General features: G+C 38.2%; 9 protein-coding genes and 1 pseudogene. 2 read left to right on the top strand and 8 right to left on the bottom strand.

What is annotated here, in order from left to right; translation table 11 throughout:
• Both JWR87_RS19485 and JWR87_RS19480 read right to left on the bottom strand, forming a co-directional pair.
• Positions 1–124, bottom strand: a pseudogene (locus JWR87_RS19485) (50S ribosomal protein L25); the annotation flags it as partial.
• Between the two features lie 22 nt (positions 125–146).
• A complete protein-coding gene (locus JWR87_RS19480; protein ID WP_297823432.1) occupies positions 147–1,112 on the bottom strand; it encodes a ribose-phosphate pyrophosphokinase in 966 nt (321 codons plus the stop codon).
• A gap of 73 nt (positions 1,113–1,185) precedes the next feature.
• On the opposite strand from JWR87_RS19480, the gene radC reads away from it, so the two are divergent.
• Positions 1,186–1,875 (top strand): DNA repair protein RadC, encoded by a 690-nt coding sequence (gene radC, locus JWR87_RS19475; RefSeq protein ID WP_297823430.1) that lies wholly within the window; start codon positions 1,186–1,188, stop codon positions 1,873–1,875.
• A 61-nt stretch (positions 1,876–1,936) separates the two neighbouring features.
• Here the strand turns inward: radC and JWR87_RS19470 are convergent, their stop codons facing one another.
• The 4 genes from JWR87_RS19470 to JWR87_RS19455 form a co-directional block, all read right to left on the bottom strand.
• Positions 1,937–2,821 (bottom strand): glycoside hydrolase family 16 protein, encoded by an 885-nt coding sequence (locus JWR87_RS19470; protein WP_297823428.1) that lies wholly within the window; start codon positions 2,819–2,821, stop codon positions 1,937–1,939.
• A 453-nt stretch (positions 2,822–3,274) separates the two neighbouring features.
• The gene (locus tag JWR87_RS19465) at positions 3,275–4,969 is read right to left on the bottom strand and encodes a RagB/SusD family nutrient uptake outer membrane protein (protein WP_297823426.1); all 1,695 of its coding nucleotides are present in this window, start codon (positions 4,967–4,969) and stop codon (positions 3,275–3,277) included.
• An 11-nt stretch (positions 4,970–4,980) separates the two neighbouring features.
• Positions 4,981–8,001 (bottom strand): TonB-dependent receptor, encoded by a 3,021-nt coding sequence (locus JWR87_RS19460; RefSeq protein ID WP_297823424.1) that lies wholly within the window; start codon positions 7,999–8,001, stop codon positions 4,981–4,983.
• A 377-nt stretch (positions 8,002–8,378) separates the two neighbouring features.
• On the bottom strand, positions 8,379–11,525 hold the full coding sequence (locus tag JWR87_RS19455) for a response regulator (RefSeq protein ID WP_297823422.1): 3,147 nt from the start codon (positions 11,523–11,525) through the stop codon (positions 8,379–8,381).
• Between the two features lie 1,012 nt (positions 11,526–12,537).
• On the opposite strand from JWR87_RS19455, the gene JWR87_RS19450 reads away from it, so the two are divergent.
• Positions 12,538–13,476: a J domain-containing protein gene (locus JWR87_RS19450; RefSeq protein ID WP_297823420.1), complete on the top strand. Its 939-nt coding sequence runs from the start codon at positions 12,538–12,540 to the stop codon at positions 13,474–13,476.
• A gap of 482 nt (positions 13,477–13,958) precedes the next feature.
• Here JWR87_RS19450 and JWR87_RS19445 read toward each other — a convergent pair whose 3' ends face one another.
• Both JWR87_RS19445 and JWR87_RS19440 read right to left on the bottom strand, forming a co-directional pair.
• Positions 13,959–14,387, bottom strand: coding sequence for a hypothetical protein (locus JWR87_RS19445; RefSeq protein WP_297823419.1), 429 nt, complete (start codon positions 14,385–14,387; stop codon positions 13,959–13,961).
• Between the two features lie 688 nt (positions 14,388–15,075).
• Positions 15,076–15,539: hypothetical protein (locus tag JWR87_RS19440; protein ID WP_297823418.1), on the bottom strand; the 464-nt coding region annotated here is incomplete at its 5' end.

Genomic DNA, 15,539 nt, shown 5'->3' with positions numbered 1-15,539 from the left:
CGAAATTAATTTCCTGTGCACCACCGTAAATTACACCAGGCACCAATTCCTGAGAGCGAAGCTGGCGCGTGGCTTTTTTGCCCATTTCGGTCCTCAGTTGTCCTTCGATTGTAATTGTCTTCATTTTGTATGATTGTTTAAAATTTCTATTGTCGTTCTTCTCTTTTAGCTTTCAGTTGCGAATGAATAAATAAACTGGTGATACTTCTGTTTTCGTAAGCGTTGCGAATTGCAATTGCAAAAAGGTCTGCTACAGATAAACACTTTATTTTACTACTTTCCCTTTTTAAGGGAATGGTATCACAAACCACTAACTCATCCAGCGCACTGTTTTCTATATTTTCATAAGCGTTTCCACTTAATACCGGGTGGGTACACAGTGCTCTTACACTTTTTGCCCCTTTCTCCATCAGCAAACCTGCAGCTTTAGCTAAAGTGCCGCCTGTGTCACAAATGTCATCTATAAGAATTATGCTTCTGTCTTTTACATCACCTATCACTACCATGCTTGCTATTTCATTTGCTCTTTTGCGGTGCTTGTCGCAAATGACCATATCGGTATTGAAATAACTAGCAATTTCACGAACACGATTAGTACTTCCCACATCGGGGGCGGCAAAAGTAAGGTTTTTCAGTTTAAGTTTTTCTATATAAGGTATGAAAATGGCAGAACTGTCGAGGTGGTCGACTGGAATATCAAAATAACCCTGGATCTGGGGCGCATGCAAATCCATTGTAATAATTCGGTTTGCACCTGCGGCAACTAATAAATTAGCTATGAGTTTAGATCCTATTGCTACACGAGGTTTGTCCTTACGGTCTTGCCTGGCGTAGCCATAATATGGCATCACCACTACTATTTTGTACGCGCTTGCCCGACGGGCAGCATCGATCATTAGCAAGAGTTCCATCAAATTATCAGACGGAGCATTAGTACTCTGAATGAGAAAAACGTAGTCACCGCGAATACTTTCCATATAAACGGTCTGAATTTCTCCATCGCTAAACTTCTGAATGTTAATCTTACCAAGCGCAATTCCAAAACGTTCTGCTATTTTGCTTGAGACACCTTGAGTACCTGTACCGGAGAAAATTTTAATAGAAGGATTCATACCTACAATAATGTGGGGCGAAGATAGAGATTAGCTCCAGAAAGTATTAATTTAAGGAATTATAAAATTCATTATGGCAAACACAGGCATTAAAAACTGGGCAATTGATGACAGGCCGAGAGAAAAACTTGCCTTAAAGGGAGCAGAAAGCTTAAGTAATTCTGAATTATTGGCCATCTTAATTAACAACGGTTCAACAGACAAAAGCGCTGTTGATCTTGCAAAAGAGTTGTTATCATCAGCTGATAATAGCCTTCAGAGGTTGGCAAAACTATCAGTTAAAGAGATGGTAAATTTAAAAATAAAAGGCCTGGGGCCGGCAAAGGCAGTAACAATTGCTGCAGCCTTAGAGCTGGGAGTACGCAGAAATATGGCTGACAACAAAAAAGAAATTGTTCTTTCGAGCAAGGATATTGCGAGTTATTTACAGGCCCAGTTGCAATACAAAATGCATGAAGTTTTTGCCGTAATTTTTTTAAACCGGTCTAATAAAATAAATCATTACGAAATTATTAGCGAAGGCGGTATAACAGGTACAGTAGCAGATCCAAGAATTATTTTGAAAAAGGCATTAGAACATGAAGCTGTCAGTATCGTACTATGCCATAATCATCCTAGCGGAAGTTTAAAACCTAGCCGACAAGACCAAGAACTGACAAGTAAAATTAAAGAAGCCGCCAGCTACTTTGATATAAAAGTGATGGACCACATTATTGTGAGCGAAGAAGGTTATTACAGTTTTGCCGATGATGGGATGTTATAAGCTGTTCAACAAGTAGTATTATCAAATAATATAGACTTCTGACATTTCACTAAAATCATTGCTAATCTCTTGTTACCCTCACCCAATCAACCAGAATTTCAACTTTTCCCTGCTTTATTAAATCAACCGTTTCTTTGGGCAAACCCACGTATGGAGACTGAATTTTATTTACTCCCGCAGGGTATCCTCCCCCAAGAGCAAAGTTTAAAATCATATGTTTTGGACTATCAAAAGCCCATTTTCCATATTTTTCAATCATTGCTTTTGTAACAGTATAGTAAGCTCTTCCATCAATTTTAAAAACGAGACTTTCAGGTGTCCAGTCTACAGCATAAACATGCCAATTAGTAACGGGGCTAGCGATCATAGAAGAGTCTCTTTTAACAAAAGGCGTATTGCCTGAATAGCCGGGGCCATGTATAGCCGAGTTAACCCACTCGCTTTCCCCAATAAATTCCATAATATCCATCTCGCCTGTCTGCGGCCAACGCTCGTTACCCAGTAACCACCACGCGGGCCATAGCCCTTTACCTTCGGTCATCTTTATTCTTGCAGCAGCAGTACCATATGTAAAATCAAACTTTCCTTTAGTATGAAGGCGACCAGATATGAAATCGAATTTCTTACCATCTTTAGTAATAAAGCCGGGAGTATATCGGGGATGAATAACAAGGGCTCCGTTTTTTGCACCCTCGGCCTCTTTGCCCCTGGCGAAGTAAACAGTAGCGGATGAATCAACATAGGCTTGTTGTTCGTTATTAAAAACCTGGCCAGTTAACAAGACATTCCATTTGCTGCGGTCTAAAGAAGATCCGGAAAAATCATCAAAAAAAATAGTTTTTGAAGAGCTGCTTGTTTCTATAATACGCTTACTACTTGAGCAAAATGTAAAAACCGAAATAAAAACAGTAAGCTTTAACAAGTTAAAAAAATTGCAATACTTCATCGCTGTTTGAATTTGAAAGGAGTGTGAGTGCGAAGGGTGAATATTGCGAATTTAATTTTAAAACTATTAACATGTTGTTTTATTACAACTGCTGCGGAAAGGATCTTATACGACATTAAAAAAATACGCTTGTAAACAAAAAAAGCCGGCACTTGAAAGTGTCAGCCTTTTGATTAGAATATTGGATTTTAAAAATACCTGCGATCAGGTTACATTAATAAAAACGAAGTTTTAACCGTGTTATTATTTTTAAAATACAGTTAGAACAATTGGGGTAGGTTGTTGACTATTTGGGGTGGTTCAAAATTAGAATTGTACCAAAGCGGGATAGTTTGCTTTTGTTTTTCATTTCGACTTTAACAGATAAGAATATAGGCCGTACACAAGTGATTATAGAAAACAAAAAAAAGGCACCTAACTAATTGTTAGATGCCTTACGATAACTAAAAAAGTTTAGTAACCCTGGTTTTGGGTTAAGTAGCCCGGCAAGTTGGATGCTCCATCTATTGCTGTTTGTGGTATCGGAAAAATTCTTTTCTGTCTATCCGTGTTTGATTTTTCGGTCCATGACCCTTCGTATTTTCCAAAACGAATCATGTCAGTTCTGCGCAGACATTCCCAATAAAATTCGAACCCTCGTTCACGAAATAAAAGATCGAGCGACATTGAAGTTAATGGTTTGGCTGGCGTAGTAGCAGTTCTTGCAGCCCTCACCATATTTACGTCGGCTAAAGCTGCAGTGGCATCAGGAGTTGTTTTTCTAAGTTTAGCTTCAGCCCGCATTAAATAAATATCTGCAAGGCGAAGTATAATGATATCGTGTTCGCCAAAGTTCCTTCCGCTTACAGATGTTTTACTAAATTCATATTTCTCAACCCTGTAGCCAGTATTATAATTGCTTCCGGCAACTGAAAAATCGATTGCCTCAGTAAAGTCAACAGGTAAAGTAGGTTTGTTACGGGTGTCGTGAAAAATTTTAGAGACCAACATTTTTCCATTGGAACATTTTAAAAACACACCATTTCTCCTGATCAATCCGTACTGCTGCCCTCTTAATATACCGCGATTAATGCTATAACTTGATGCATCTACACAGGAATCTGCAGGATTAGAATAAATAGATAAATTCTGTTTGTAAAAACGAGGGTCAGCGACCGCAGGATCAAGCGGAAGATTTGCATTTACCCATGTACGGTAAAAATCAGGTGTAATGGCCGGGCCGTCTGTTCCATTTGCGTTTGGATAAGCAGGTAAAGGAAACTGGTCACCCGATAAAGAGAAATAAGCCATCCTGTTATGACCATTCAAATCGTTGCGCTGATCGACAGCAAAAATTAATTCTTTATTGTTGTGATTATTATCGCTAAAGAGAGAAAAGTACTCAGGGGCCAGCGCATATTGGTTTGAGCTTATGATCTTATCACAATACTCAATCACCTTGTCCATGTCCTCATTCTTAAAGGTGAAGGTGGCTGCGTAAGTATCGCGATAAACTGCAGCGTTTAAGTATAACCTTGCTAACAAACCCCATACTGCTGGTTTGCTAAGCCGACCAGGGCCGCTGGCATTGTCAAGTATCGGCTCCACTGCCAATAACTCGGATTTAATATACTCTAATGCAGGCTCACCTCTTAAGATTTTTGATGACTCGCCTAAATCATCTTTTATAAAAACCAGTCCAAAAAGATCTAAAGTAAGCATAGAATAATATGCTCTCATACCTCTCGCTTCTGCGAGAAAAATTTTTGCATTGGGATCTGTATTTGTAGGAAGTGTATTAATGGCAGTGACGGCCCGCGATATTCCTGTGGTTATAAAGTTCCAGGTGTCTCTTACATTAGGATCGGTGCTGGTTGTTTCGTGCTTATGGAGTGACAGATATATGCCGTTGTCACCCCAATCGGTTCCACCTCGGTATGGCAAAATAGCTTCATCTGTAGAAATTTCCTGCAATGCAAAATAAGTTGTGTGCTGAAAAATGTTCGGTAGCCTTGCATATACCGGAGCTATAATTCCCTCAGCAATTTGTTTATCTGTAAGGCCTGTTACAGACGACTCATCAAGTACCTGTTCGTTCAGTTTTGTACAACCGGCTATTATTACAACACACATTAAAGCAAGTGGAACGAATATTATTTTCCTTGTCATTTTGTACAATTTTAAAATGAAAAATTTAAACCAAAAATGATAGACCTCGCTTTAGGATAACTCTGGTAGTCTATACCGTAAGAAGAGATACCATTAACAGTTCTATCAGTATTTACCTCAGGATCGAAGCCGTTATAGTTAGTAATTACAAAAAGATTTTGGCCTGTTACAGACAACCGGATTGCAGAAATCCACTTTTTAATTCCTAAATTATCTGTATTGAAATTATACCCAAGTGAGAGATTATTTAAACGGAGATAAGCGCCGTCCTTTAAAAATCTTGTACTTACGGGCGCTGAATTGCTGATTGATTCGGCTGCATCTGCAATAGCCTCGCGGGTAGTATTCACATTCTTAGCAAGCTTATTCTTATAGAAATAGCTATTTGCAGTATTGTCATAAATTTTGTTTCCAGATACTCCATTGAAGTTTACAACCAGGTCAAAACCCTTATAAGCAGCACCGCCATTAAAGCTGTACATAACGTTTGGTAAAGCTGTACCTGCAGCAATTCTATCCTTGTCAGAAATAATACCATCTTTATCAAGGTCACGATATGTACTTAAACCATTAGCATCAAATCCTGTAAATTCTTTCAAATAAAAAGTGCCAATAGGCTCACCGTTTAAGTATCCATTAATCGTTGCAGAGGTAAGGCCAGAACCTGAGGCTGCACCAGATGGTATAACAGAATAAGGAGAGCTGTTTACTCTGTTATGCATGTAGGTAAGGTTACCTCCAATGTTGTAAGAAAAACCTGCGTTTGATTTATGCCTGTATTCAATATCAAATTCAACACCTTTATTATTGATAGTCATGTCCTGAACATTTGTCCAGAAGGTACCGGCTGGCTGAATAGGATCTGCAGGAATTACTTCAAGTAAAATGTTGTTTGAAGTTTTGTCGAAGAAATCGACCGATCCCGACAAAGCACCTTTCCATAAGCCAAAATCTAAACCGATATCTGTTTGGCTAGATACCTCCCACTGAATGTCTGGATTAGCAAGTCTTGAATAAGTTGTACCTGCGGGGTATAATCCTGATGCATATAGCGGATAACTTGTTGAAGCGGACACCTGGGAAGTAAACAAAGCCTGGGTAATTTTTGATGGAATTTCCTGGTTACCTGTTCGTCCCCAACCGCCCCTTAGTTTCAAGTTATTAAAGACCGAACCGCTCATAAATTCTTCGTCAGAAATTTTCCATCCCAGGGAGAAAGAAGGGAATAAACCATACCTATTATTTGAACCAAACTTTGATGAACCATCGGCCCTGAAATTAGCGGTAAGCAGGTATTTATTATCCAATTGGTAAGTAACACGGCCAAAAAAAGATTGAAGCTCGTTGATGAAAGCATACCCTCCCGGCCTGTTATTGGCCAGCGTTAATTCCTGGCCCAGCCCCGGATTATAAATGGGCTCAACCGGGGAGATAGGAAAGCGGTTTATACTATTGTTTCTTCCCTGAACAAAAATCTTTTGATAAGAGTGCCCTGCCAGTGCAGAAACACTATGGCGTGATGCGGTCAAAGAATAAGTGAGATAGTTTTCAATCAGTGTATTTCTGTTATAATTATAAAACGTTTCTAACCTTCCATCCCGCAGGGGTTGAGCAAACGGTAAGGCTTCAAGATCACGGTTCGAATTAGAATTATCGACTCCAAAATTCAGCTTATAAATAAGTCCTTTAATTAATTTGAGTGAAGGAGAAATATTACCGATCACACGGTTGATTGTAGTGATTTCCTTATCTAAATTTAGATAAACCAGCGGGTTACTAATATTCTGATATCCTATTGGTTTTCCGTTTGCGTCGTAAGCAGGATAAGTTGGATTGTTGCTGATAGCATCGCCTATTAAAGTACCGATAGGTGGACGCTGATTTTTAGTATTTGCCACATTTAGGTTAGCCTCTATTATCAATCTATCATCCCAAAATCTTTGAGTAGCATTAAACCGTCCTGAATAGCGGTCAAGGTTGTTTTCTTTAAGGATACCCTCCTGTTTTTGCAACCCGAAGGAAGCGTAATAGGTTAACTTTTCTGCACCGCCACTCATAGTTACGTTATGGTTCTGTGTAAAAGCCGTCCTTGTAATTTCCTTTTGCCAGTTTGTTGAACCTTTTAGATCATCTATAGTACCTCCCAATTTTGGCACCTCGGCCCGAAATTCTTCCGCTGTTAAAACAGGCAGTGTCCTTGCAATTTTAGAGTATCCAATACTAGTTGAATAGGCTAGTGTTGATACGCCTGCCTTTCCTCTTTTGGTAGTAATGATAATGACACCGTTGGCACCACGCGAGCCATAAATAGCAGTAGCAGATGCATCTTTCAGTACGTCAAAAGATTCTATGTCCTGGGGGTTGATGAAATTTAGTGGGTCGCCACCTCCTGTGCTCGAATTGTCAAGTGGCAAACCGTCGACTACAAAAAGAGGTGTACTTCCGGTTCTTACTCCGCCAGGACCCCTTATGGTAATTCCCTGCATACTTCCGGGTTCGCCGCTGGCAGATGTTACATTAACCCCAGAAACCTTACCCTGTAAAAGCTGCTGAGGCGAAGTGATGATACCCCGGTTAAAAGCTTCACTTTTTATCGACTTCACAGCACCTGTAACGTCTCTCTTATTCTGAGTGCCATAGCCTACAACTACAACCTGGTTTAACTCAGTGGAATTTGGAAGTAATGAAATTTCTATATTACTGCCAGACGCAAGAAACTCCCGGGTAACATAGCCGACATAGCTAACAACCAGAACGCTGGTATTGTCTGGTGCTACTATTCTAAAAGCACCACTGGCATCTGAAGCAGTACTTTGAGAACCGCCCTTTACATTTATGGTAGCTCCAGATAAAGGCTGACCGTTGCTGGCATCTTTTACAGTTCCGCTAACGGTTTGTGGAGGATTTTCAAATATTTCAAATTCAAAACCCGCTTTGGCAAAAGCAGTTCCCGGAGAGAAAAAACAAACACCCGCAAGCAATCCGGCGAGGCATAGTTTTGGCCAGGGCTGTGAAAAATAAATTTTACACATGGACAGTAGTTTAGGTAGATAAATAAAAGAAGCAAGATATGGAGGTCAAATGATTATTTCAATAAAAGACATTATGTAATCATTAAGTATACTGCTTACCAAGTTAGAGTTAATTTTATTCCTTTTCTAATTAAGGTTTCAACTGGAGGAAATAGAATTTTCGGATGTTTTAAGATGGAAGTTTTAAGGCGCAAGAAGACTCTTTATTGCGCTTGTGCCAGGCTGCAAAGAAATTTGCAGATGAACGTAGTGCGACGCAAGGATGTTCATTTAACAGACAAATGCCGGAAACAAAAATTGTATACGAAAAACTCCCGTCAACAAAAGCAGCGGGAGTTTTAAGCGTATTTATAACAGCCCATTTGCCTCAATAAAACTTAATTAAATAAACCGTTTGAGTTTGAAGGATCTAGCGCATTTGCTAATTCACTTTCTATTGCAGCAACATAAGCAGGAAGTTCTTCGAGTTTATTTTCGTGCACCAGCATCTCCATTTTTAGAGTAATATCTACGACCCGGTAAATGTCCAGGTTCAGCACCAACCCTCTTAAGCTATGAGCCGTAAAAAGGATATCTGCCGCACTTTTGCGATTAACTGCATCAGCCAACAATTGTGAGGAAACAGACACCTGTTCTGTAAATGCTTCGATAAAGCCATCAAAAATCTCTTTGTCACCACCCAACCTTTCGAGCATTGCAGCAGGGTTAATTAAAGGGCGCTCCCTTGCCTCCTCTACTTCTATCTTTTCAACAACCGACTTGCCAATACCAATCACTCTTTCAATTGCTTTAATAATATCATCTTTTCGCATCGGCTTACTCACGTAATCGTCCATACCGGTAGCCAGGCATTTTTCTTTATCGCCTACCATTGCATTGGCGGTTAAACCAATAATTGGTGTATGCCTACCCGTGGCTTTTTCAATTTGGCGAATTTTTTCTGTTGCCTCGTAACCATTCATTACCGGCATTTGAACATCCATAAATACCAGGTCAAACTCTTCCTGCATCATTGCGTTAACAGCCTCTTTACCATTATTTGCAATGACTACTTGGTTGCCACTTTTAACCAGCATATGATACGCTACTTCCTGGCTTATCTGGTTATCTTCTGCCAACAAGACTTTAAGAGTGGTGTGGGTTGAAATAGATGATGTTTGATTTGGGGCTTCAGCAACAGCAGAGGTTTTTTGTATGAGGTTTTGCCATAGGACTATATTACAAATACTGTCAAGCAGATCGAACGGATTGTAAGGCTTGGTAAAAAAGTATTTAATACCTATTTGGGCGCAAAGCTCTCTGTCGCTTGCCTTGTATGACCTTGACACCACTATTATTTCTGTACTTTTTAATGCCCCATCATTTTTAATTTTTTCGGCTACATCAAATCCATCCATTTTTCCGGCCAACGATAACCCCAGCAAGACTAGTTGATATGGACTTTTTTGCAGCTTCGCTGCTTTCAATTCAATAATTGCATCTTCGCCTGAAGCAACTGCAGTGGGAGTCATACCAAATTGCCTAATCAATTCCTCCGACGACTTTCGCCCGGCCCTGTTTTCTTCTACAATCAACACTTTGGTTCCATCTAATTGCGGGTATTGAGTTAAACCGCGGTTTTCTACTACCTTTTGCAAAGCGATAGGAACAGTAAATTGAAAAATAGTTCCCTTACCTATTTCACTTTCAACCCATATTTCTCCACCAAACAAATCAACCAGCTTTTTTGTAATCGCCAAGCCCAAACCTGTGCCGCCATACTTCCTGGTAGTGGAGCCATCTCCCTGGCAAAACTCATGAAAAATAGATTGTAATTTATTTTTAGAAATGCCAATACCGGTATCAGATACAGATATTAATAGCATCGCTTGTTCTTCGTTGCGGGCTTTTAGTTGAACCCGCACAATTACTTCCCCGTTCTCGGTGAACTTTATCGCATTACCTACAAGATTTACAACAATCTGGTTCAGCCGCAGTACGTCGCCAAAAAACAAGTCTGGAACATCAGGTTTTAGTTGGAAAATAAATTCAAGTTTTTTTGACGACGCTTTAAATCCAAGTACTTGTAATGATTTCAATATTTCCGTACGCAATGAAAACTTAACAGGAGAGAGTTCTAACTTACCCGCGTCAATTTTAGAAAAATCAAGAATATCGTTTATAAGACTTAATAATGTTTCAGAAGATGTTTTAATGTTTTCGAGGTAACGCTTTTGTTGCACGTCGATATTAGAATCAAGCGTAAGCTCGGTCATACCAATAATACCATTTAGTGGTGTTCTTATTTCGTGACTCATATTAGCTAAGAACTCGCTTTTGCACCTTACAGACTCTTCAGCTCTTTCCTTGGCTATCCTTAATTCTGCTTCCGTTTGCTTCAATACTGTAATGTCTGTCATTGAGCCAATCATTCTAAGTGGCGCACCTTCATTCGAATATACTATCACTCCGCGGTCAAAGACGTTGGCATAGCTTCCGTCTGCTCTTAAAAAACAATACTCTCCTACCCACGTTTGTTGTTTGGGCTCTATTGCATCTTTTATCGATGCCATTATCCTGTTGTAATCCTTGTGATCTAACTTGGCACTCCACCAATCAATTTTAGTATCGGTACTGCTTTCATCATACCCATAAGACCTAAACATTTCGTCGCTAAACCAAACGTGGTTCGATAACAAATCCCAATCATAAATAGTATCCTTTGTTGCTTTATATGCCAGTTTAAACCGCTCGTTATCTACACGTATTAATTCAGTCTTAGTTTTTACGTCAGTAACCCTACGCCAGGAGCCTGCAATCTCTTTTGGTTTCCCATCCTCTCCGCATATCAATTTACAATCACTGTTCATCCAAACCCATTCGCCTGTCTTGTGCTTGAACCGATAGTCAAACGAAGCAGCTTTATTAAGAAATATTTTTGATAATTGAAGGTTTACATTTTCGTAATCATCCGGATGAATATTATTTCTCCACCATTTTTTCATCTGGCATTCTTCTTTTGTATAACCCAAAATATTGGTTTCGTTTTCACTTAAATAAAGCATATCAAAGTCTCCAAAAGCAAGGGTATTAAAAAAAATATTTGAAGTACTGCCTAATGATACGTTTAAATTATCCTGTGTTTTCTGCAAACTCTTTTCAGTCTCATTTTGACACTCGATAATTTGTTTTTTCTCCCTGTTCCGGCGGATGACGTAAAATAAAAACAGCACGCCTGTAAAAAACGCACTAACTAATATGTCGTCATAAATACTCTTTCTTCTTACATATAAAAAATTAACGACGGTATCGGTCAAATCGCTTAATACGCCCAGGATCGTAAGGGTGAAACAAGCGATCATAATCACAATAAAATCACGAAACGACGAAACTTTAATGTTACAGGAAAAGTGGTTTAATAACATAATGACTTGAGAATAAGCTGTATTAGCATTTCTAAAAAACGGTTTAGCAATATTGTTATTGTTTAACCTTGCTATACAAACCTTCAAACTACCCCGCTGAGAACGAATGACCAAGTTCATGTCCGATAAGGGCTTAAATAAGACAGGATGGATTACTAATGCCGACTTTTTCTAAACCTGAATAAATAAACACAGAAAGAGAAATTTTTTTTTTGAACCGGCTTTATTGCTACTATTTTAAATGGTTGCGTCGCACCCTTGTACTGTTATTTGCAATTCAACAAGGTTGCAAGATTAAATGCCAACTATACAAGCTCAGGTAAGATTTATTTGGTTTTAGGTGAAAGCTCTAATCGCTTTTTACTTCACTCATTCACTCATAATAGACATCTCTCTGGTTCACAGATTTATAGGACACGCACAGGAGAAAAAAAACCTTCAGCTTACCCGATTCGCAGGTCGAGCACCAGGGTAATATGGGGTGGTGGTTCCCATTCAAACGAACTGTCAGGTATCCAAAACCATCGCTGGCTGAACAACTTTTACGGTTAGCGCTTTTGTTTTCTTAGTAGCATCACTTATTACTACTGCTTCGGAACTTAGTTTTCGACGCGAAATAAGGAATATTATAAAACCACCCTTCATTGTATAAACAGCAGCTTTTTCAGGCTCTTGTGTTATTTGTTTTATAATTTTTTATGCCATCACCCTAATATTTCCTCGTTCAAACTGTTGTTAAAAGGCACCAAAAAAGCTATCTACACAAAATAATTTAACCCGTCAACCTGTACTTACTTCTGCAAGTTTTGACGTAACATAAAAATATGTTAGCAATTTTCATGTTGCATTAAGTTTCTTTGAACCTCACCGTATAGAATAAAAAGTTTATGTTTGCGTGTGTGGCAAATCTCCAAATCTTCTGATTAACTTTTTCAGTATTCTTTTGAACCTTAAACTCTTCCTGCTTCTAGTTGTAGTATAAAAAGCGAGGCGCTATTATACCTGTTCATAGGCATTTTACATTAGTCCTTTTTTCACCTATCTAATATTTCAAGAAAGAGGATTAGCCAGCTTACATTATAATAATTGTATATTTAGTAATATTGCTCATTGTACAGTTGCTTACCAGTTTATGATAAATTATTACACAGTCCTGGAAATAAGCCAGAAAGCTTCTAAAGAACAGATAAAGGAAGCTTACAAAAAAATATCAGTGAGAGTACATCCCGACAAAAATGGGGGAGATGAATATTACGCTGAAATTTTCAAGACAGTGAATGAAGCTCAGCAAGTCTTAACTGACGAAGCCAAAAGAGCAGCTTATGATGAAGAACTTAAGCGCTCTTTCAATTATCCTTTTGGTAAGGGGTCGAACTACTTTGGAATTAACTTTAACCTAAGCAGGCGGTGGGTTCTGCTGCTCTCTTCAACGGCAGTGTTCTTAACTTTCGTCATACTTCTTCCCTCACCCGATTTAAAGGAGCTTGAACAACAAAAAGCAATAACTGCCCTTAATTCATCGAATTCTTTTTTAAAAAACGTTGATAGAGATAAACAAATTCAACAAAGGGCAATTGAGGCTTCAAATGAAACGGGGCCAATTAAAGGAGAATTAGATTTATCGTCACACAAACAACGCGGTGTTAAGGAAGTAGTCGCTTTGGCAAATAAGCAAGATCAACAGGCAAATAAAGAAAGTACAATTTACACGGAATTTACAAATAACCTAAAAACAGATAAAAGCGATACAGCCACTTACCCACCCCCTACAGAAATCGCAACAATGGAAGAATCAGCAATAAAACCGGGAGAGATTCAGCTGAATGGTTTGCAAATGATGGATATTTTAGGGCAGGTAAATAGTTTAAGAACAAGTACTAATAGTAACATTAATTGCGTTAAAATTCAGAAAACAAAAAGCAGTAATGTTGAGAATGCCTTTGATGTAGCGGCGTTTTTCAGCAGTAAAGGTTTTATTATTTGCGGCAGAGAAATAGTTTACAAAGACCTTCAAGGTGTAAAAGTTGTTGAAGGTGGTCCATGTATTTATGTTACAATTGGCACTTATTAGTTCATCATACTTTAAAGAACAGGTAAAGGTTTATTTCTATCTCTGTTACCTAAAGAGATTTCTCTTGTTTTAAGAAGCTGCTTTCTTCTTCGACTAATATTTAATCGTTCGTTCTATTTTAACGTGTTGCAAAATAATTTGAGAACAAGCGACCGTAAACAATAAGATAGGCAAGTGCGGTGTACCAGGTTCCACAATAACTTTCAATCGCCATTTTACCGTAGGCTAGCCCTGCCGTAACAATTACAAGTACAGTTATAAAGATTAATAACACTATCCAGGCTAAACTGAGGTAGAAGACAAGCTTAGGAACAGAAACCATATGGCGATAAACGTAAAATAAGCGGGAATAAGTATTTGGAACGTAATAATTAACTTATGGCTTGATGTAATCTCATTGTTGCGCAGATTATGTTTCCAGCAAATAATTTGGTTGTTACTCCTACATTACAAAATGGTCCATTTTCAGCTAAAGCGACTTCCTATTTATTTAAAGCCACTAATGAAATAATTATGGCTACTACTGACAAAGTAATACTTGCCCAAACCATCCACGGCTTAATTTTTAAGCTATCTATCTCACGGTGCAAATCTCTAATTTCTTTGTCTCTTTTTTTCTGTTCATCGTCTTTTCCTCTTTCCTGGTTTTGTAAAAGAGTAGTAAATCCTCCTAGTTTTAAAAATTGTCCGATTTCAAACCTGTGCCAGGAGTTAACGCCAACAATTAACTTATTATCTGCGTAGCCGGTATCCACCTCAATCCATGCCGGTTTCAGTCTTTCCATTTCAACAATCCAATACTCAACTACATTTCTGTTAATGCCCGTTTCTTTAGAGATGATACTGTCCCCAACTAAATTTTCTTTAAGGAGGATGAAATCTAAAATAATATCAGCGGGATGCTTTTTCATTTAGCGTTAATTAGTGATGGTAATATCTGAAGAAATGCCTTTTTAAACTTCTCAGGTTGCAACTAAAGCGCATTTTATTTGGCATTACATATGCATAAAAAAAATTTGCCTTATTTGTATTTCGTTTTTTATTTTCATAACCTAATACTCTCTGATACAAAACAAATACCTATACCATGAATGAGAAAATTGTTCTTTATTACCCCATAATAGCATTTTTAATTATTGCAGTTCTTGCTACTTTAAAAGTCTTCATATTTATGGAAATTAGAAGCACTAATACAAAGAGCTTGAATCTTCTTTATTACCCTGTAGAAAACATTCGTTACACCTCAAATGCAAAAAGAAAAAAATTAAAACTGTATCAAAATATACTCTCAGTCCTGATTATAATGATACTTGTTTTGAGCGTCGCTGATACTATAATGAATAATAGATTTGATCAATAAATTTAGGCTGTATGTTAGGGCTACTTAAAGCCTTTGTTCCTCATATTTTTTTGACTCGAAAAAAAACAGGCGGATTATGAGTTATCCCTTAATAGAGGTACAAATAAGATAATCGGCGCAGACAAAACAATAGGAGAGCCTTTTATAATTTGAGGTTGAGCAAGTCTAATTATTTTTCCAGCCATGATAATTGTTCTGCCAGATACAACTTCCAATAATCTTAGTTCTAAAAACCCGAACTACAGTAAGTGTTTCTTTAATTGTTCGACCAGGTGTTCTACATGAGGTTCTCTAAAAATATCGTTACCAAGGCGGCAGTGACCAGGGACATTGTAGGTTTTAATTTGTCCCTTAATCAAATCGCGCCACCCTAAATATGGATCTTTATATAAATGGGGCGACCGGAATATTACAACATTTCCTTTGTAAGTAGTGGGACGGTATTGAACCTGTGCTTCCCCCATTGCTTTAAAAACGACCTGCTTTATTAATACCTCTGGCATTCGCTGTCCGGTGCTTTTATAACAGGCAGTGACAATAGCATAAATGCTGTCAATAAAGTGCATCCTGGTTTTCGAAGACCAAAATTTATTATTCAGTTTTTTTAAAGGGTAGAGCAATTTTTCTTTTGTGTTTAAACTTTCGAACTCTTTTTTATAAGAGCCCAGCCGGCCCATTGCTTTTTTAATCCCTTCTCGTATCG

The organism is Segetibacter sp. (assembly GCF_025963695.1).
Classification (GTDB): Bacteria; Bacteroidota; Bacteroidia; order Chitinophagales; family Chitinophagaceae; genus Segetibacter.
The sequence above is the reverse complement of the archived record's forward strand: the minus strand, read 5'-3'. Positions and strand labels throughout refer to the sequence as shown.